16 protein-coding genes and 1 other annotated feature (1 of these 17 cut by a window edge) are annotated in these 20,120 nt (G+C 52.2%); all 16 genes read right to left on the reverse strand.

The features are described from left to right. Positions 1-20 precede the first annotated feature (20 nt). The 16 genes from GIW82_RS04460 to ileS all read right to left on the reverse strand — a co-directional run bounded on the left by GIW82_RS04460 (position 21) and on the right by ileS (position 19,932). On the reverse strand, positions 21-1,346 hold the full coding sequence (locus tag GIW82_RS04460) for a D-serine ammonia-lyase (RefSeq protein ID WP_154748683.1): 1,326 nt from the start codon (positions 1,344-1,346) through the stop codon (positions 21-23). Between the two features lie 56 nt (positions 1,347-1,402). Continuing rightward, positions 1,403-2,077 carry a DUF1129 family protein gene (locus GIW82_RS04465; RefSeq protein WP_154748684.1) on the reverse strand — a complete coding sequence of 225 codons (675 nt, stop codon included), beginning with the start codon at positions 2,075-2,077 and terminating at the stop codon, positions 1,403-1,405. Then, the gene (locus tag GIW82_RS04470) at positions 2,077-2,406 is read right to left on the reverse strand and encodes a PadR family transcriptional regulator (protein WP_154748685.1); all 330 of its coding nucleotides are present in this window, start codon (positions 2,404-2,406) and stop codon (positions 2,077-2,079) included. The genes GIW82_RS04465 and GIW82_RS04470 overlap by 1 nt, the downstream gene beginning before the upstream one ends. Positions 2,407-2,811: 405 nt before the next feature. Beyond that, positions 2,812-3,441 carry an orotate phosphoribosyltransferase gene (gene pyrE / locus GIW82_RS04475; protein ID WP_154749598.1) on the reverse strand — a complete coding sequence of 210 codons (630 nt, stop codon included), beginning with the start codon at positions 3,439-3,441 and terminating at the stop codon, positions 2,812-2,814. Further along, the gene (gene pyrF, locus GIW82_RS04480) at positions 3,441-4,127 is read right to left on the reverse strand and encodes an orotidine-5'-phosphate decarboxylase (RefSeq protein WP_154748686.1); all 687 of its coding nucleotides are present in this window, start codon (positions 4,125-4,127) and stop codon (positions 3,441-3,443) included. Before pyrF ends, pyrE begins: the two co-directional genes overlap by 1 nt. Then, a complete protein-coding gene (locus GIW82_RS04485) occupies positions 4,124-5,038 on the reverse strand; it encodes a dihydroorotate dehydrogenase (RefSeq protein ID WP_154748687.1) in 915 nt (304 codons plus the stop codon). Before GIW82_RS04485 ends, pyrF begins: the two co-directional genes overlap by 4 nt. Then, positions 5,035-5,802 (reverse strand): dihydroorotate dehydrogenase electron transfer subunit, encoded by a 768-nt coding sequence (locus tag GIW82_RS04490; protein WP_154748688.1) that lies wholly within the window; start codon positions 5,800-5,802, stop codon positions 5,035-5,037. Before GIW82_RS04490 ends, GIW82_RS04485 begins: the two co-directional genes overlap by 4 nt. Then, on the reverse strand, positions 5,799-8,987 hold the full coding sequence (carB, locus tag GIW82_RS04495) for a carbamoyl-phosphate synthase large subunit (RefSeq protein WP_154748689.1): 3,189 nt from the start codon (positions 8,985-8,987) through the stop codon (positions 5,799-5,801). The genes GIW82_RS04490 and carB overlap by 4 nt, the downstream gene beginning before the upstream one ends. After that, positions 8,980-10,077, reverse strand: coding sequence for a carbamoyl phosphate synthase small subunit (locus tag GIW82_RS04500; RefSeq protein WP_154748690.1), 1,098 nt, complete (start codon positions 10,075-10,077; stop codon positions 8,980-8,982). The genes carB and GIW82_RS04500 overlap by 8 nt, the downstream gene beginning before the upstream one ends. Continuing rightward, positions 10,074-11,351, reverse strand: coding sequence for a dihydroorotase (locus GIW82_RS04505; RefSeq protein ID WP_154748691.1), 1,278 nt, complete (start codon positions 11,349-11,351; stop codon positions 10,074-10,076). Before GIW82_RS04505 ends, GIW82_RS04500 begins: the two co-directional genes overlap by 4 nt. Beyond that, on the reverse strand, positions 11,245-12,222 hold the full coding sequence (locus GIW82_RS04510; protein ID WP_154748692.1) for an aspartate carbamoyltransferase catalytic subunit: 978 nt from the start codon (positions 12,220-12,222) through the stop codon (positions 11,245-11,247). Before GIW82_RS04510 ends, GIW82_RS04505 begins: the two co-directional genes overlap by 107 nt. Before the next feature lie 129 nt (positions 12,223-12,351). Further along, positions 12,352-13,638, reverse strand: a complete 1,287-nt coding sequence (locus GIW82_RS04515) for a solute carrier family 23 protein (RefSeq protein WP_154748693.1) — start codon at positions 13,636-13,638, stop codon at positions 12,352-12,354. A gap of 17 nt (positions 13,639-13,655) precedes the next feature. After that, positions 13,656-14,192: a bifunctional pyr operon transcriptional regulator/uracil phosphoribosyltransferase PyrR gene (pyrR, locus tag GIW82_RS04520; protein ID WP_230309311.1), complete on the reverse strand. Its 537-nt coding sequence runs from the start codon at positions 14,190-14,192 to the stop codon at positions 13,656-13,658. A 229-nt stretch (positions 14,193-14,421) separates the two neighbouring features. Further along, positions 14,422-15,333 (reverse strand): RluA family pseudouridine synthase, encoded by a 912-nt coding sequence (locus tag GIW82_RS04525; protein WP_154748695.1) that lies wholly within the window; start codon positions 15,331-15,333, stop codon positions 14,422-14,424. Then, on the reverse strand, positions 15,333-15,809 hold the full coding sequence (lspA, locus tag GIW82_RS04530; RefSeq protein WP_370456000.1) for a signal peptidase II: 477 nt from the start codon (positions 15,807-15,809) through the stop codon (positions 15,333-15,335). The genes GIW82_RS04525 and lspA overlap by 1 nt, the downstream gene beginning before the upstream one ends. A 1,366-nt stretch (positions 15,810-17,175) precedes the next feature. Then, positions 17,176-19,932: an isoleucine--tRNA ligase gene (ileS, locus tag GIW82_RS04535; RefSeq protein WP_154748696.1), complete on the reverse strand. Its 2,757-nt coding sequence runs from the start codon at positions 19,930-19,932 to the stop codon at positions 17,176-17,178. Between the two features lie 86 nt (positions 19,933-20,018). Further along, positions 20,019-20,120: a binding site (T-box leader), on the reverse strand; it runs 112 nt beyond the window's last position.

The following is a 20,120-nucleotide window of genomic DNA, read 5'->3' on the forward strand; positions in this document are numbered from 1 at the left end:
GTTCCACTTCCTCGATAAGATTAATCGGTCTCCAGCAGCTGTTTGCCGCGGCTGTAAAACCCGTTCCATTCGGCTTTCGGCACGAGTGCTCCGCCTGTTGCCCATACAATGTGTGTCGTGTTTTCAAGAATCTCTTCCGTACTGCTCCGGCTAACGACAACCGGACCGATCAAGCCCGCTGTCGCGGACGGTTCGACGGCAATATCTTCCGTATCCGCCAAAAGTGCGAGCAGCTTGAACAATTCCGCGTCTTCGACCGTATACAGGCCGCGGATGGTTTTTTCATTAAAGGATGAAGCAAACCCGGAAGGACGCCCCACTGCGAGGCCGTCCCCTTCCGTTATGTTGTCGATGCCGAGGTCCTGGACACTGATGTTCGACTTTTCTCCGGTCAAGAGGCCGGCAAGAACCGCCGGTGAATGGGTCGGTTCGACAAAGAAGCAACGGACCGCATCGCCGAATACTTGTTTCAGGCCGAATGCGATGCCGCCTGGCGCCCCGCCGACGCCGCACGGCAAGTGGACCGCGAGCGGACGATCTTGATCGATCGTGATGCCCATTTCCGACAGCTGCCGCTTTAAACGCAACGCAGCTGTGCTATAGCCGAGAAAAAGTCTGGAAGATTTCTCATCGTCGACAAAGTAGGCACCCCGCTTTTCCAGGGTCTCCTGTCGCCCGGACTGGATCGCGACGCTGAAGTCGCCTGCGAACTCGACGACCCGTGCGCCTTTTTCACGCAGCAACTCTTTTTTCCACGCCTTCGCATCCCATGACATATAGACGGAAACATCGAAGCCGAGCTTAGCGCTCATGATGCCGATGCTGAGCCCGAGATTGCCGGTCGAGCCGACGCCGATTGCATAACCGCTGAAAAATTGCTTGAATTCTTCGGACGCAAAACGTTCCGTCGACTCCCCCGGCCGGAAGAGACCTGCCTCGATCGCCAACATTTCAGCGTGCAGCAGCACTTCGTAAATGCCCCCGCGTGCTTTGACGGATCCCGCAATCGGCAAGTCGCTGTCGCATTTCAGGAGAAGATCTCCTGCGAGCTGGAAATCATATTGCTGCTCGAGTGCGCGTTTCATTGCCGGAATGCGGCGGAGCGGGGACTCGATGATGCCGCCGCTCTCCTTTAGTTCCGGGAATTCCTTTTCCAAAAATGGTGCGAAACGCTGCCAAAGCTCCTCAGCCTCTTTGATGTCTTTCATTGAAAGTGGCAGTTCTGACAGTTCGTTTACCGGTGCATGATTCGGATTCCGCCAATACACCGGCTGCAACGCTAGAATCTGTTCAAATTCAGGATGCTTCGCTGTCCACTCGTCTAATTGCTGTTTACTGATCTGCATCTGGATTCTCCTCTACACGTGATTCTTCCTGCCTTTATCATACACGAAAGACGCGTTTATTTCGCGCGTTTCCCGAGCAGTGTTGCAATCACGAAGAGCACGAGGGCAGTTGTGACGAACGTCCACCAAGGTAAGCTGACGACCGGGCCGAACTGCGGAATGTACAGCACGACGACAAGAATCGCTGAGAACAATGCTGCTCCAAGAAGTCCCGCTTTCCAGTACTGGATTCTCGCTTTTTTTTTCGTCTTGAACAGTGAAGAGCGCATAATTTTGAACAGTGTAACGACGCCGACGATTGTGCAGACTACACTCGTCAAAAGGATCATTGCGATGCTTCCGAGCGAAATTTCCATCGGTTGTTCTGTGAAGAATCCGATGATCAATTGAAGCACGCCATACGTGACTGCGAACCAGCCGAGGAGACCAGCGAGCTGAGACAGCACAAACAGTGTGACGTTACGCTTTTTCTCGCTTGGCAGCTGTTCAATCAGTTCATCCGCAAATTCCTGCGGGTGGTTACCGAGTACGTGCTCCGCCGTCCTGCCGTTTTCCTGCGCATCGAGCAAGTGATCGAGAATGTCCATCAGCACTTCTTCCCCTGCCTGCTCGTCGACGCGCAAATCCGTCCGGACATACAGCAGCAGATCTTCGTACATTTTCATGTTGTCTTTTGTGAGTCCTGCTCTTTTTTCATTGTTTTGTGCGATCAATGTGTCGGTTGCTCTCATCAGCCTTCACTCCTTTTCAATAATTCGCTGACCGGAACAGCGATTAGTTGCCACTCGTCTGCAATTTGCTCCAACTCTTCTTTGCCCGTGTCCGTCAGGAAATAATACTTCCGGTTCGGTCCTGATTGGGAGGGTCTCATCTCGCCGCGGATGAAGCCATTTTTCTGCAACCTGAGCAGCACCGGATAGATCGTTCCGTCACTGATGTCCGGCAGTCCCATCTTCTGCAGCTTCTGCGACAGCTCATATCCGTACACCGGCTCCGCTTCCACGACCGCCATGACACACGCATCCAAAACCCCTTTCAACAATTGACTCCTGGTCGCCATTTTCTCCACTCCTTCTGGTACTTGGTAAAGCAAGTTAGCTGCTTAAGAAAAAAGCTACCTTGTGATGCATAGTAGTTGAATACACTATATAACGGTCGGATTGTTGCTGTCAACTATTATCTGACAAATTAATTTTTGCGTAGGCTTGACCTAGTATTATTGCAGGATTTTGCTTCCGGATAGTATTTCGCAAATGCAGATAGTATGTCCAATTAACTGGAAATGGAAACGGCCCTATTTTAGCGATTGGACAGTATTTGTTACTAAATCGTACAGTATGTAACCGGAATTTGACAGTATTTTAGTGAATTCCGACAGTATTTGGTCCAAATCGGGCAGTATACCTAATTAATTGGGAAAACCATCACCGATACATCCTCAAAAAAGAAAAAAGCCGACATTTTGTCAGCTTTGCAATGTGCCGGCCTTCAATCCTTCGTGCCACTCACCGAGCATCGGCAAATCCGATCCGTCGATCGCACGGATTTCGGCCGCTTCCTGGATAAGTGCCGGGAAGTCGGTCAATGTGTGGAACGTGAAGCCTGCTCCGTGAATCGCTTCGACCGATTGCGGCAGATCGTATGTAAAAATCGCGACGATGCCGAGCACTTCGAAGCCGGATTCCTCAAGCGCTTTCGCTGCCTGCAGGACAGAGCCACCTTTTGAAATCAAGTCTTCAACGACGACGACTTTTTTGCCAGGCTCGATTTTGCCCTCGATCATGTTCGATTGCCCGTGCCCTTTCGGCTTCGAGCGGACGTAGATCATCGGCAAATCGAGCTCATCGCTGACCCAGGCGGCGTGCGGGATGCCGGCAGTTGCCGTTCCGGCCACCACGTCACATGACGGATAGTGTGTGCGGATCAGGTCGGCTAACCCTTTCGCGATATCTTTCCGGACTGACGGGAATGACATCGTCAGCCGGTTATCGCAGTAGATTGGCGATTTGATGCCGGATGCCCATGTGAACGGGTCATGCGGACGCAGCTCGACGGCTCCGATTTCGAGTAAGTGTCTGGCGATTTTCTGTTTCATCATTGACCACTCCATTCCTTCAGAATCTGGGCATAGCTGCCGTTCGCGTCCGTCGCACGTGTGATGGCACGCCCGACAACGATATGTGTTGAGCCATTCATTTTCGCACCGCTTGGCGTGGCGACACGCTTTTGGTCATCCGCTGCTACGTTCGCCGGGCGGATTCCTGGTGTTACACGGAGGAATCTTTCTCCGCATGCTTCGCCGATGATTCCCGCTTCGTGTACGGAACAGACGACGCCGTCAAGTCCGGCAGCTTTCGCCTGCTTCGCATAGTGGACGACGGATTCTTCGAGGCTCACCGAAACCAATTGGTCGCGCTGCATCTCTTCTGCGCTCGTCGACGTCAGTTGCGTGACAGCAATCAGTTTCGTACCGCTGTCCCCGAGCCCCCGTTTCGCTGCGCGCATCATTTCCAGACCGCCCGCCGCATGGACATTGGTCAGTTCGACACTGAGTTTTGCGATGACACGCATCGCCGATTCAACGGTGTTCGGGATGTCGTGCAGTTTCAAGTCGAGGAAGATGTCGTGGCCGAGTGCTCGAATTTCGCGCACAAGCGCCGGTCCACCTTCGTAAAACAGTTCCATCCCCACTTTGACAAATAGCGGCTCGGTAAATTGTGAAAGAAACTGCAGCGCTGCTTCCCCTGTCGGAAAATCGAGCGCAATGATCGGTTTTGTCATAAGCTGTGGCTCCTTCCAGTCAATTGTTCGATCGAGTCGTAGCCGAGTTCATTCAAGCGGGCTGGCAGTGCTTTGATGATTTCCGGACAGATAAACGGATTGACGAAATTCGCCGTTCCGACTGCCACTGCGTTCGCACCAGCCGACAGGAAATCGATGGCATCATCGACACTTGAGACGCCGCCCATTCCGATAATTGGCAACTCGGTTTGTTTCCGCACTTCGTATACCATGCGGAGCGCGACTGGTTTGATGGCCGGGCCGGATAAACCGCCTGTGACATTGGCGATGATCGGACGCCCAGTTTTTGTATCCATCCGCATGCCGAGCAGCGTATTGATCATCGTCAGTCCGTCCGCTCCGCCCGCTTCCACCGCTTTGGCGATCGACACGATGTCGGTGACGTTCGGGGACAATTTGATGTACACCGGCACAGAAGACACCGCCTTGACCGCTTGTGTCAATTCTTTCGCAATCTGCGGATCGGTGCCGAACGTGATACCGCCTTCCTTGACATTCGGACACGAAATGTTGATTTCGAGTGCGTGGACGTTCGGCGCATGAGAAATGCGTTTTGCGACTTTGACGTAGTCCTCAGTCGTCGTCCCGGCGACGTTTGCGATGATCGGCACGTCGTATCCTTCCAAAAACGGCAGCTCCGCATTCACGACACCTTCGAGTCCCGGGTTTTGCAGTCCGATGGCATTCAACATGCCGGACGCCGTTTCCGCCACGCGCGGTGTCGGATTGCCGAGACGCGTCTCGACGGTCGTCGCCTTGATCATGATCGCCCCGAGCTCGGACAAATCATAAAACTTCGCATATTCTCTTCCGAAACCGAAACAGCCGGATGCTGGCATGATCGGGTTTTTCAATTCGAGTCCTGGAAGTTTTACTGTCAAATCCGTCATGAGATCACCACCCCTGCTGGAAATACCGGTCCGTCCGAGCAGACCTTCACGTAATCCAATTCATTTTTTGTCGTACGGCAGACACAAGCGAAACACGCGCCGATGCCGCAGCCCATCCGCTGTTCATAAGAAAGAAAGCCTTTTTTCTCTTCGAGTGCGCGTTGCAATGCATCAAGCATGGCCGTCGGTCCGCACGCGAAGTACGTGTCGAAATCCTTCGGCAAGCCGTTCAAAATATGCGTGACGAATCCTTCTGTGCCGTGCGAGCCGTCGACCGTTGCGATATGTGTTTCACCAAGCGAACGGAATTCCTCTTCGTAGAACACTGCCTGCTTACCCTCGAATCCGAGGATGTGGACCGTCTCCACGCCGCGCGCATTCAATTGCTTCGCCAGTTCATAAAGCGGTGGAACCCCGATGCCGCCGCCGATTAGGAATGCTTTCTTGCCAGCTTCCGCCAGCGGAAATCCGTTGCCGAGCGGGCCGAGGACGTCAAGCTTGTCCCCAGGCTTCTTCTCGGCGAGCAGTGTCGTGCCGCGCCCTTCCGCACGATAAATCATCGTGAACTGCCCATTTTCTGTATCTATGGAAGCGACGGAAATCGGACGGCGCAGCAACGGTTCGAAACTGTCCGCGACACGCACATGGACGAATTGTCCAGGTGCAGCCATGCCACGTGCGATATCCCCTTCCAGCGTCAATTCGAAAATAGTGTCAGCAATCTGCTGCTGCTTGATGACCGTCATCTGTTCTTGCCGGATCATACAAGCGCCCCCATTTCCTCCGCAGAGAACGTCATCGATTCGATGACGCGCAGCATCGCTTCCGCCGTATCAAGAGAAGTGAGACACGGTGTGCCGTTCTCTACCGATTCTCGGCGGATGCGGAAGCCGTCGCGTTCCGGCTGCTTGCCTTTCGTCAACGTGTTGACAACGATCTGTGCGTCGCCGTTTTGGATGACGTCCAGAAGTGTCTTGCCGTCTGCACCGATCTTGCCGACTTCCGTGACAGGGATGCCTGCTCCTTTGAACGCTTCAGCCGTTCCGCCTGTTGCCATAATCCGATAGCCGATCGCCTGGAACCGTTTTGCAAGCGCTGCAGCTTCTTCTTTGTCTTTGTCCGCCACCGTCATGAGAATCGTCCCGTGGTCTTTCACTTCCATGCCGGCAGCCGCCATCCCTTTGTACAAGGCTTTTTCGAGTGTGATGTCTTTGCCCATAACTTCGCCTGTCGATTTCATTTCCGGTCCGAGCGTAATGTCGACGCGGCGCAGCTTCGCGAAGGAGAATACTGGTACTTTGACGTAGACACCTCCCACAATCGGTGCCAGTCCAGGGTTAAAGCCCTGCGCGACGATCGATTGGCCGAGAATCGCTTTTGTCGCAATGTTGGCCATCGGAATCGCTGTGATTTTACTCATGAACGGCACTGTCCGGCTCGAGCGCGGATTGACTTCGATGACGAACACTTTGCCTTCTGAGATGACGAACTGGATATTGAGCAATCCGACAATCTCGAGCCCTCTTGCAAGACGTGTCGTATAATCCGTCAACGTTTCCAGCAATTCATCGGAAATATTTTGTGTCGGATAGACCGCGATCGAGTCACCGGAATGCACGCCTGCCCGTTCGATATGTTCCATAATGCCCGGGATCAGGACATTTTCGCCGTCTGAAATGGCATCCACTTCAATTTCGATTCCTGTCAAGTAGCGGTCGATGAGGACCGGATGTTCAGGGCTCGCTTCCACTGCAAACTCCATGTAATGGTTCAAATCTTCTTCATTGTAGACGATTTCCATTGCGCGTCCGCCGAGCACATAAGATGGTCGGACAAGCACCGGATACCCGATGTCATTGGCGATGACCACTGCTTCTTCTGCGGATACCGCCGTTTTTCCGAGCGGTTGCGGAATACCGATCTCGCGGAGTGCCGCTTCGAATTTATTGCGGTTCTCTGCGCGGTCAGTCGCTTCGAGCGACGTGCCAAGAATGTTCACGCCATGCTGTGCAAGCCCTTCTGCCAAGTTGATCGCCGTCTGTCCACCGAATTGGACGACGACGCCCACCGGCTTCTCAAGGTCGACGATGTGCATGACGTCTTCGATCGTCAGCGGTTCAAAGTATAGTTTGTCGGAAATCGAGAAGTCCGTTGAAACCGTCTCCGGGTTGTTGTTGATGATGATCGCCTCAAAGCCGGCTTCCTGGATGGCCCAGACGGAATGGACCGTCGCGTAGTCGAATTCCACTCCTTGACCGATCCGGATCGGTCCAGAACCGAGGACGATGACGCTTTCCTTTTCCGTTTTCACCGACTCGTTTTCGTCTTCGTAGGAACCGTAGAAGTACGGTGTTTCCGATTCGAATTCGGCAGCACATGTGTCGACCATTTTATACACCGGCATCAGCCCTTGCTGTCTGCGCCACGCGTACACTTCCCCTTCCGTCACGCCCCATAGCTTCGCGATCGTGCAGTCAGCAAAGCCGAGACGTTTCGCTGTCTTCGCAGCAGCGAAGTCAAAGACGTTCTCCGCCAATTCTTTTTCGAATGCGACGATCTTGCGGAACTTATCCAGGAAGAAGGAGTCGATGCGGCTCCATTCATGGATCGTTTCGATCGTCACACCGCGGCGCAATGCTTCTCCGATGAAGAACAACCGCTCGTCCCCAGCACGGCGGATGCGCTTCTCGATCCACTCATCCGCCATGTCGCTTCCACCTTTCAGTTCCAGGTGGAATTGGCCGGTTTCAAGTGAACGAACCGCCTTCAAGATTGACTCTTCGAACGTGCGGCCGATCGCCATCACTTCCCCTGTCGCTTTCATTTGGGTGCCGAGGTTACGTTTTGCTGCTTCGAACTTGTCGAACGGCCAGCGCGGGATTTTCGTGACCACATAGTCAAGTGCCGGTTCAAACGCAGCGTACGTGCGTCCCGTCACCGGGTTCATCATTTCGTCCAACTGCAGACCGACTGCAATTTTCGCTGCCAGCTTGGCGATCGGGTAGCCCGTCGCCTTCGACGCAAGCGCCGATGAACGGCTGACGCGCGGGTTCACTTCAATGATGTAATATTGGAAGCTGTCCGGATCGAGTGCGAGCTGGACGTTGCAGCCGCCTTCGATTTTCAAAGCCCGGATGATCTTCAGTGAGACGTTGCGGAGCATCTGGTATTCACGGTCAGACAGTGTCTGGCTCGGTGCGACAACGATGGAATCACCGGTATGGATGCCGACCGGATCAATATTTTCCATATTGCAGACGACAATGGCCGTGTCGTTCGCGTCGCGCATCACTTCGTACTCGATTTCCTTGAAGCCGGCGATCGATTTTTCGAGCAGGCATTGTGTCACTGGGCTGTATTTCAGGCCGCTCGTAACGATTTCCTGCAGCTCCTCGTCGTTATGGCAAATCCCGCCGCCCGTGCCGCCGAGTGTGAAGGCGGGTCGGACGATGACCGGGTAGCCGATGCGCGCGACAAAAGCTTTCGCTTCTTCGAGGTTATGGATGATGTCGGAATCTGGAACCGGTTCGCCGAGCTCATTCATCAATGTGCGGAACAGATCACGATCTTCCGCCTGGTGGATGGCATCCAGTTTCGTGCCAAGAATTTCGATGCCGAGCTCTTTCAGGATACCAGACTCGTCCAGTTCGATCGCCATGTTGAGTCCAGTCTGTCCGCCCAGTGTCGGCAGCAGTGCGTCCGGCCGTTCTTTCCGAAGGATGCGGCTGACAAATTCAAGCGTCAGTGGTTCAATGTACACTTTATCCGCAATTTCTGTATCGGTCATGATGGTCGCCGGGTTCGAGTTGATCAAGATGACGCGGTACCCTTCCTCTTTCAATGCGAGGCACGCCTGCGTCCCGGCGTAGTCGAATTCTGCAGCTTGTCCGATGACGATCGGGCCGGACCCGATCACGAGGATACTTTGGATGTCTTGTCTTTTAGGCATGTTGCTGCTCCTTCCGGTGTGAAATCATGGATTCGATGAAACGGTCGAACAAGTAATTCGAGTCTTCCGGGCCAGGTGACGCTTCCGGATGGTATTGGACCGTGAACGCCGGGAAATCTAGATGTGCCAGCCCTTCGTTCGTGCCGTCATTCACTGCACGGTGTGTTACTTCGAGACGTGTTCCTTGAAGCGTTTCTTCATCGACCGCATAGCCGTGGTTTTGGGACGTCATTTCAATCCGCCCAGTCGTCAAATCTTTCACCGGATGATTACCACCGCGGTGGCCGAACTTCAATTTGAATGTGTCTGCACCACATGCGCGGGCGAACAGCTGATGGCCGAGACAAATGCCGAACAGCGGCACTTCGCCGATCAGTTCGCGGACCACTGCCACACATTCTTCTACGTCTTTCGGGTTTCCTGGTCCGTTTGAAAGCATGATGCCGTCCGGACCCCATGCCAGGATTTCCTTCGCACTCGTATTGTATGGGACGACGATGACGTCACAGTCGCGTTTGTTCAGTTCGCGCAAGATGCCATGCTTCATGCCGTAGTCGATCAGAACGACTCGCTTGCCGCGCCCCGGACTCGGATAAGGACGCATCGTCGATACTTGCGCCACCTGGTCTGTCGGCAGCTCCAATTCCTGAAGTGAGACAACCGCCATTTCTTTGTTCAGCTCTGCGCCACTCTCCGTCAGCATCCCTTTGATCGAGCCTTTTGCGCGGATCAGCCGCGTCAACTTGCGCGTATCGATGCCTTGGATTCCTGGAATCCCTTTTGTTTTCAACAAGTCACAGAGCGTGGAGTTGCTCCGGAAGTTCGACGGGAAATCGGACAGTTCACGGACCGCCATCCCTTTCACTGCCGGCGAAATCGATTCAAAGTCGTCGCTGTTGATGCCGTAACTGCCGATGAGTGGATACGTCATGGTGACAATCTGTCCGCAGTAGGACGGATCCGATAAGATTTCCTGGTAACCGGTCATGCTCGTGTTGAAGACGATCTCTCCTGTGGATGCCGCTTCACTCCCGAATGCAGTCCCTTCAAAAATGGTGCCGTCTTCCAGAACTAGATAACGTTTCATCAATTTTCCTCCTCCTGCCAAACGATTGCCCCGCCGAATACTGTCATCACCGGCCAGCCTTTGCACGTCCAACCGCCGAATGGTGTGTTTTTCCCTTTCGATAAAAATTCATTTACATCGATCTCTTTTTCTTTTTCCAGATCCAATAACACGAGATCTGCTGTGCTGCCGACTTCAAGTGTGCCGTATGGCAGTCCGAATGTTTCACTTGGTTTGACGGTCAACCAGTCGATCAATTGCTGCAGTGTCCACTCCCCTGTTTCCACGAAACGCGTGTACAGGAGCGGGAATGCCGTTTCGAATCCGACGATGCCGAACGGTGCGCGCTCCATTCCGTTCGCTTTCTCTTCCGCTGTGTGCGGTGCATGATCAGTCGCGATAAAGTCGAGTGTGCCGTCAAGCAGCCCTTCGCGAAGTGCAGCCAAGTCTTCCTTGCTGCGGAGCGGCGGGTTCATTTTCCAATTTGCTTCATTTCCAGGAATGTCCTCTTCCGATAGCAGCAAGTGGTGCGGACTCACTTCCGCTGTGACGTTCACACCTGCACGTTTGCCGTCGCGGATGACGCGGACCGATTCTTTCGTCGAGACGTGGCACACGTGGTAATGGGTGCCTGCCGCTTCTGCAAGCAGGATATCGCGCGCAATGTGGACCGACTCAGCAATGGACGGGATTCCTTTCAGGCCAAGCTCCCCGCTGCGTTTTCCTTCGTGCATGACACCGTCGTAAATGAGTGTGTTGTCTTCACAGTGCGCCACGATCGGCATGTCGATCTTTGCCGCGTCCTGCATCGCTTCATACATCATGCCTGCTTGCTGGACACCGACACCATCGTCCGTGAAAGCGAACGCTCCGGCCGCTTTCAGCTCTTCCAGATTCGTCCGTTCTTTGCCGGCTTCGCGGATTGTGATCGATGCATACGGTAGTACACGGATGTGCGCATTTTTCTCGATCAAGCTGTTGACGAGGCCAAGGTTTTCTTTCGTATCCGGTACCGGACGTGTATTCGGCATGGCGCAGATGGTCGTATAACCACCTCTTGCCGCTGAGCGTGTTCCGCTCTCGATCGTTTCCTTCTGTTCCCCGCCCGGTTCGCGCAAGTGGACGTGTACATCGACAAATCCTGGTGACAGGAGCTTGCCTCCGCCGTCAATGACCTGCTCGCCGTCTGCTTCAAGCGAGGGAGAAAGTTCGAGAATTTTTCCATCCTGAATGCGTACGTCCGTTTCCATCATTTCCCCATTTTTCAGCATCTGTGTGTTCTTGATCAATAAATTCATTTGAACCTCTCCCTTTCAAAGCATATTCGAGTACAGCCATGCGGATGTACACACCGTTTTCCATTTGTTTGAAAATACGTGATCGTTCACATTCGACAAGACAGTCTGCGATCTCAACGCCGCGGTTGATCGGTGCAGGATGCATGATGATTGCCGAATCTTTCATACGACGCTCGCGTTCTACCGTCAACCCGAACTGTTCGTGGTATTGTTCTTTGCCGAATAACGCAGATACTGCATGCCTTTCGTGCTGGACGCGCAGCAGCATGAGGACGTCCGTCATGCCGATCAATGCATCAAGGTCTTCTGTCGTTTCGAATTCGCCGCTCCACTCTTCCGGACAGATGAATGATACGTCTGCACCAAGTTTTTTCAGTGCTGCGGCATTGGAGCGTGCGACCCGGCTATGGGCGATGTCGCCGACGATCGTAATGTGCAAGCCTTCAAAGCTGCCGAATTCCTGGCGGATCGTGTACAGGTCAAGCAGCGATTGCGTCGGGTGCTGACCGGAACCATCCCCGGCGTTGATGACGGCTGTCTTTAAGCCTTTTAACCCTTCGTAGTAAGCTTCTTCTTCGTGCCGGATGACGACTGCATCGACGCCGATCGCTTCAAGTGTCTTGACTGTGTCGTAAAGTGTTTCCCCTTTCAACACACTGGAAGAGCTCGTCTCGAACGGCAGTGAAGTGATGCCGAGGCGGTGCTCCGCCATTTCAAAGCTCAACTTCGTCCGTGTGCTCGGTTCGAAAAACAGATTGGCTACCGTGCCGCCTACTGTCTCTGCCTGCCCTGTCCGGCACTTGTCCGCGCGGTCGAGCAATCCGATAATTTCTGTTTCCGTCAGTTCGTTCATCGATAATAGGTTCGCCATCATGTCTCATCCTTTCTTTTTTCACAAAAAACACCTTCCCGAATGGCAGGAAGGTGTGCGGAAACAAGGAGACTTAGATCCCCCGCGCAATTCAGCCTTTCCATGCCTCTCTGGACATTTCTTAAAAGGTTATGATTCGGTTGTTTGTTCTTCGTGTTTTGGTCGTCCCGGTAATACCATGTTCAAGACGACACCAACGATTGCAGCAAGCGCCATGCCTTCAACGACGAATGTCTCGGAGAATTCGAGCTTCGCGCCACCGATGCCGATGATCAGGATGACCGATGCGATGACGAGGTTGCGTTTGTCCCCGAAGTCGATGTTGTTCTCGACAAGCATCCGGAGTCCGGAAGATGCGATGATCCCGAACAGTAAGATCGAGATGCCCCCAAGGACAGCAGTTGGAATCGTTTCGATCGCTGCCATCACTTTGCCGAGGAACGAAAACAGGACGGCTAGGATCGCAGCACCGATGATGACGTAAATGCTGTAGACGCGCGTAATGGCGAGTACCCCGATGTTTTCGCCGTACGTCGTCTTCGGTGGTCCTCCGATCAGCGAGGAAAGGAATGTGCCGATTCCGTCACCGAGGATCGAGCGGTGAAGCCCTGGGTCTTTTATGTAATCACGGTTGACGATTTTGCCGAGTACTAGCTGGTGCCCGATGTGTTCCGAGATCGTGACGATGGCGATCGGCACCATGATGAACAAGAGCGTCGGCGTCACCGTGAAGGAATAATCGACGCCTGGCACAAGAAAGTCCGGAACCGCGAACCAGGTTGCTTGTTGGATCGGTTCGTAATTGATGATGCCGATCGCAGCCGAGTAGGCATAGCCTACGACGATACCGATCAAGATCGGCATGAGCGAGATGATGTTTTTAAAATAAATTGTACAGATGATGGCTGTTCCGAGTGTAACAAGCGCTGCCGAGAAATGCTGCAGGCTGTATTGGGAAACATTGTTGACGGTGATATTCATGGCCATGTCGACTGCGGTTCCTGACAAAGCGAGCCCGATGACGATGATGACAGGAGCCACCACAATCGGTGGCAGGATGTTGATGAGCCACTTATAACCTGTTGTCCAAATGACCAGTGCGACAATGGCGTAGACGGCTGAGACGAACATCGAGCCGATCATGGCTGACCCAATGCCACCTGTTTCCGTCGCGATGGTGATCGGGACGATGAAGGCGAATGATGAGCCGAGGTACGCCGGCACTTTGAACTGTGTGATCAAGATGAAGATAATCGTGGCGATCCCGCTTGTCAAGAGTGCGATGGCGGGGCTCAGGCCAACCAGCTTCGGTACAAGGATCGTCGCACCGAACATCGCGAACATGTGTTGTAGACTTAAGGACAGCAACTGGCTTGTTCTCGGTTTTTCATGGACATCCAAAATGGCATCTTTCAATTGGGTTCTCTCCTGTCTCATTCGTGAATGGAAACTAAATCTTTGCCGTCACTTTCCTGCATCTGGACGACGATGCGTTCGTTGCTTGAAGTCGGGATGTTCTTTCCGACAAAGTCCGAGCGGATTGGCAACTCGCGGTGTCCGCGGTCGATCAGTACGGCTAGTTGGATCTGTGCCGGTCGGCCGATGTCCATCACTGCGTCCATCGCTGCGCGGACCGTTCTTCCTGTGTAAAGCACATCGTCGACGAGCACGACTTTCTTGCCTTGCAGATCATGTTCAATATCTACTTGGTGAACGAGCGGCTCCTGGTTCTTATGCTTCTCGGTCAGATCATCCCGGTAAAGGGTAATGTCCAATTCGCCGGTCATAATCGCTTTCCCTTCGATCTGTTCGATCTTTTCGGCGAGGCGATGCGCGATAAAAGCTCCTCTTGTTTTGATTCCGACCAGTACGCATTCGTCGATTCCTTTATTCCGTTCGATGATTTCGTGGGCGATGCGTGTAATCGCACGGGCAATCGCCTTGTCATCCAGTATTGTTGCTTTTTCCATTCGTTTCTTCATCCTTTCTTTGTTGCACGGTACTCGTCTCCGCGATTTCAGACACAAAAAAATCCTTTTACCTAAAGAGGTAAAAGGATGGATGCGCAGAAAAATACAGCCCGGGAGACACACTCCCAGCTTGTTGCGTAACGTAGTTCCTTCTCAGCCTCTCTGGACTGTTATTAAAGGTGACCTATTCAATTTGCTATAGCAAGTATATAAATGGATTTGCCGGTTGTCAAGCGCCGTTTCGAACCGATTCCACCAATTCCGCAAATTCCGTCGGTGGTTCTGCAGAAAACTCAAGGTATTCGCCCGTTACCGGATGGTCGAATCCGATGACTTGTGCATGCAATGCCTGGCCAACCGCTTCTTTCAGACGTTTCGGTCCATACTTCGGGTCTCCTACGAGTGGGAAACCGATATAACGCATATGAACGCGAATCTGGTGCGTACGGCCAGTTTCCAAGCTGCATTCCACAAGTGTGAAATCGCCGAAACGCTCAAGCACACGGAAATGTGTCACCGCGTGTTTGCCGTTGTCGACGACAGCCATGCGCTGGCGGTCTTTCGTGTCACGTGCAATCGGTGCTTCGATCGTCCCTTTGTCATGCGGAATATGGCCGTGTACAAGCGCGATGTATCTGCGTGTCACGGTCTTCTTCACAAGCTGCTCCACGAGGGAATGGTGCGCCGCATCGTTCTTCGCGACCATCAAAAGTCCGGAAGTGTCTTTGTCGATCCGGTGAACGATTCCCGGACGGATGACGCCGTTAATGCCGGACAAATCCGTGCAATGGTGCATCAAACCGTTGACCAGTGTGCCAGACGCATGTCCTGGCGCCGGGTGGACGACCATCCCTTTCGGCTTGTTCACGACGAGCACATCCGCATCTTCGTAAACAATCTCAAGGTTCAAGTCTTCCGGCACTGCATCCAGGTCTTCCACTGGCGGTGGGATGACGACAATTTCGTCACCTTGCTTCGTTTTATAGTTCGGTTTGACCGTCTCGCCGTTGACACGGATGGCACCTTCTTTGACCCATCCCTGGATCTGTGAACGTGACCAACCTTCTTCTTCAGCAGACAACACTTTATCGATCCGGTCTCCTGCTGTTTCTTCTGTTACTGTAAACAAGAATTCTTCCATTATGACACCTTTTTCTTTTGTCTTTTTTCATCTCTGATAATGACGATGAACATCATCACCACACCGATCGTCAAAGCAGCATCCGCTACGTTGAAAATCGGGAATTCGTAATTGATTACCGGAATCAGCACATCGACAAAGTCGACTACTTCCCCACGCGTCATGCGGTCGATGAAGTTCCCGAGCGTTCCGCCAAGCAAGACCATCAAAGTCACTTGGAATAACGGTTCGCCTTTTGCATGTTTGTGGAAATAATAAATGATGCCAATCGTTACAGCTACGGTCACGATCGCAAATAGCCACATCTGTCCTTCGAGCATCCCCCATGCAGCACCTCTGTTGCGGTGCGAGAGCCAGCCTAAATACGGATCGACGACTGCGATCCGCTCGCCAAGTTCCATGTTGGCGACTACGAGCCATTTCGTGAATTGGTCGAATGCAATGATCAATAAAGCAATGCCATAGTAAATTAACACAAGCCTGTTCCCCCGTCATCTCATCAGTCAGTCCATTTTACCATAGATGGGAGGGAAAAAGAAAATGAGGATGGATTGGGTAGTGAGATTGGTGGCACGTAGGAATCTGGTGTGGAGTTTCTATTGGGAAAGATGGGTATCGCATTGAATGTCGCTTGCGGCTTAAGGACATGGCTCCCGGAAGAAGCCAAGCTGAGGAACGCTCGTCTTCTTCCTCCTCCCAGTCCAAACCATCTCCTTCGCTTTGTGTGTGGGAGAAGTGGGAATGATATGCAATTTTCATTTCATTCTATTGTTGGTGTCGAGATAAATGTCTGGGCGGCTGACTGCGTAGGCCGCTGGGGTTCTGATGTTGTGTGTAGAAAAGTAAAATCGGGTGTCGCGTGAGTATTTGCTTCGTCGCTTCGGACAGGGCTCCCGGAAGAAGCCAAGCTGAGGAACGCTCGTCTTCTTCCTTCGCCCAGTCCAAACCAGCCACTCCGCTTTGTGTGTGGGAGAAATGGTGGTGAGATGGAATTTTTATTACTTTCTAATGTTGGTGTTGAGTTAAATATTTGGGCGGCTAACTGCGTAGGGTGCTGTGGTTCTGATTTTGGAGAGGGAAAAAGAGAGAGCGGGCGTCGCGAGGGAAATCTCTTTTTTCATCAGGGATGCAAAAATAAAAGTAGTTTTCACCTCTATTCTGCAACGTGCGGCATTTCCAGCTTCAATAACAAGAATTTTTACCGTTAAGTGACGGAATCGCGCAAATGTGAACGCACCACTCATACCAGCTTGAGGTACGACATTTATTCTTCTGCTCGCTTATTTTCAAGAGTGAAAATCTGAGTCGCGACTGCAAGTGCATGAGTCGCGATTAAATTCCGTGAGACGCGACTAATGCCAGAATCAGCATAAAAACTGAAATCCCCCACCTACCATCCGACACCTTCTGTGAGAATGCGACGATGGCTGCTATGCTTCGATTATCCAAATCTTCAACATTCTACTTCTCTCCCCTTGTCGAGGGAGCTGAGCCGGAATGGAAGAGTGAACGTGCTGAAGGAGTAAAGCTAAGACGAGACCCCGCAGGTTGCGCAGCGACCGAGGAGGCTCGAGGGCAAAGATATGCTCCTGCATCGCTGCGCTAGCTTCGTCGCAAAGACATTGACCGAATTCCATTCGTTCAACGCCTTCTCAGCGCCTTCAGCTCACGAAACCCTGAAATGTGGGTCAGCCGGTTTCCTGCTAGGTCAATCCTCTCACTTCATGAAAACTCTGGAATGCAGACCAGCCGGACTCTATATATTAATACTCTAGTTCTTCACCAACACAAAAACCCGCCCTAGGTCATGTTGCTCGACCTGGGGCGGGTTCGAAATGTTGATTATGCTTCTTTTGTTTCGACGACTGCCGCACAACGTGAGCAGAGTGTCGGATGATTGTCGTTTTGGCCGAGCTGTTCAGAAACAGTCCAGCAGCGCTCACATTTTTCGCCGTCCGCTCTTTCGACGACAACTGCAACGGAACCGTCTGCCACTTTCGGTGCGTCTTCTAGAGAGCCGCCGAATTCGTAGCCGGAAACCATGAACAACTGGCCGACGTTGTCATCGATCGACGCAAGCAATTGTTTCGTTGCTTCGTCTCCGTAAACGACCACTTTCGCTTCAAGCGATTTCCCGATTGTTTTCGCAGCGCGCGCTTCTTCAAGTGCTTTCAAGACTGCGTCACGGATCACCATAAATTGTGTCCATTTTTCTTCGAGTGCATCGTATGCATCTTTCCACTCAACTTCCGGGAAGTCCGTCAGCTGTACGCTCGCTTCTTCTACGAAGTCCAAGTGTGCCCATAGTTCATCCGCAGTGTGCGGGATGATCGGGGAAGCGAGCTTCAAGATTGCCATAAGCGAGTCGAACATAACTGTCTGCATCGCACGGCGATGTGGATGATCCGCCGTTTCGATGTAGACAACGTCTTTCGCTACGTCAAGGTAGAATGAGCTCAAGTCATTTGCGCAGAAGTGATTCAACGCATGGTAGACACTTGAGAATTCGTAAGAGTTGTAGCCTTTATGCGCTGCGTCGATCATTTTTTGAAGACGCATTGCCATGAACTGGTCCATTTCGCGCATATCTTCATATGCGACGCGGTCCGTTTCATTGTCGAAGTCGTGCAAGTTCCCGTGAAGGAATTTCAGCGTATTGCGGATTTTGCGATACACTTCAGAAACTTGCTTGAAGTTCTCGTCAGATACACGCACGTCCGCAGTGTAGTCGACTGAAGCAACCCATAAGCGCAGGATATCTGCCCCAAGTTGGTTCATGACTTTCGCTGGCACGATGACGTTACCGAGTGATTTACTCATCTTGCGACCATTGCCGTCGAGTGTGAATCCGTGGCTTAAGACGCCTTTATACGGCGCGATGCCGTTGATTGCCACACTTGTTGTAAGTGATGAGTTGAACCAACCGCGGTATTGGTCAGAGCCTTCAAGATAAAGGTCTGCTGGATACTGTAGGTCTTCGCGCTCATCAAGTACTGCTTGGTGAGATGAACCTGAGTCGAACCAAACGTCCATGATGTCGTTTTCTTTCGTAAATGTGCCGTTCGGGCTACCTGGATGTGTGAATCCTGGTGGCAATAGGTCGCTTGGCTCGCGCTCGAACCAAACGTTCGAACCGTGCTCGCGGAACAAGCCTGAGATGTGCTCGATTGTTTCCGGTGTGATGATTGCATCCCCGTTTTCCGCATAGAATACCGGAATTGGAACGCCCCATACGCGTTGACGGGAAATATTCCAGTCTCCTCGGTCACGCAGCATATTGTAAAGACGTGTTTCGCCCCAGTGCGGTGTGAATGTCGTCTCGTCGATTGCTTTTAGGATCTGGTCACGGAACGCTTCGATTGAAACGAACCACTGTGCTGTTGCACGGTAGATAACCGGCTTTTTCGTACGCCAGTCGTGTGGATATGAGTGCGTGATGAATTCAAGTGCTTCGAGCGCACCTGCTTCTTTCAACGCTTCTGTGATCGATTTGTTCGCTTTGTCGTAAAACTCTCCTGCGAATCCTGGTGCTTCGTCTGTCATGACACCACGCTCGTCGACTGGACAAAGAACGTCAAGGCCGTATTTTTTCCCGACTAAGAAGTCATCTTCCCCGTGTCCTGGTGCAGTATGAACGCAACCAGTACCAGATTCGATTGTGACGTGGTCACCAAGCATGACGAGTGAAGTACGGTCATACAATGGGTGCTTCGCCGTGATGTGTTCCATTTCCGCCCCTTTGAACTGACGGACAACTTCGTATTCTTCCCAACCAAGCTCTTTCGCAACTGCTTCAGCGAGGTCTTGGGCAACGACATATTTAGAGCCGTTCGCAGCCAATTCAACATAGTTGAAATCAGCATGAACTGTGATTCCAAGGTTAGCTGGAATCGTCCAAGGAGTTGTCGTCCAGATGATGATTTTTGTTCCTTCGTCTAATAGTCCTTTTCCATCAACGACAGGGAAAGAAACGTAGATTGATGGAGATTTCTTGTCGTGGTATTCAATTTCAGCTTCAGCGAGAGAAGATTCACTTGATGGAGACCAGTAAACCGGCTTCAATCCTTTATAGATGTAGCCTTTCTCAGCCATCTTACCAAATACTTCGATTTGACGTGATTCGTATGTTGGCTTCAATGTAACGTATGGGTTTTCCCAGTCGCCACGAACACCGATGCGCTTGAACTGTGAACGTTGGCTATCGATCTGTTGGTATGCATATTCTTCACACAACTTCCGAAATTCGGCCAATGACAGCTCTTTCCGGTTGACTCCTTTGTTCGTCAACGCCTGCTCGATCGGTAGACCGTGTGTGTCCCAGCCCGGAACGTATGGCGCATGGAAACCCATCATCGAACGGGAACGGACGATCATGTCTTTCAGCACTTTGTTGAGTGCGTGACCCATGTGAAGGTCACCGTTCGCATAAGGTGGTCCGTCATGCAAAACGAAGAACGGACGGCCTTTCGTACGTTCGTTGACTTTCTTGTAGATGTCCATCTCTTCCCATTTCTTCTGCATTTCCGGTTCGCGATTCGGCAAGTTGCCGCGCATCGGAAAATCAGTTTTCGGCATTAATAGCGTATCTTTGTAATCCATTCTAATTCCTCCAATTTGGTTGGTTCGCTGAACAGAAACAGCGCGCTGCCAATTTTTTTGCAAACAAAAAGAGTCTCCCCTCCCTGGAAAGGGACGAGAAACTCTCGCGGTGCCACCCTCGTTGCAGTTCGATCAGCTGCCACTCGAATCACCGTAACGTGGTGCAACGGAAGCGGCTAACCGTTCAA

Source organism: Planomicrobium sp. YIM 101495, from assembly GCF_009707665.1.
Lineage (GTDB): Bacteria > Bacillota > Bacilli > Bacillales_A > Planococcaceae > Planococcus.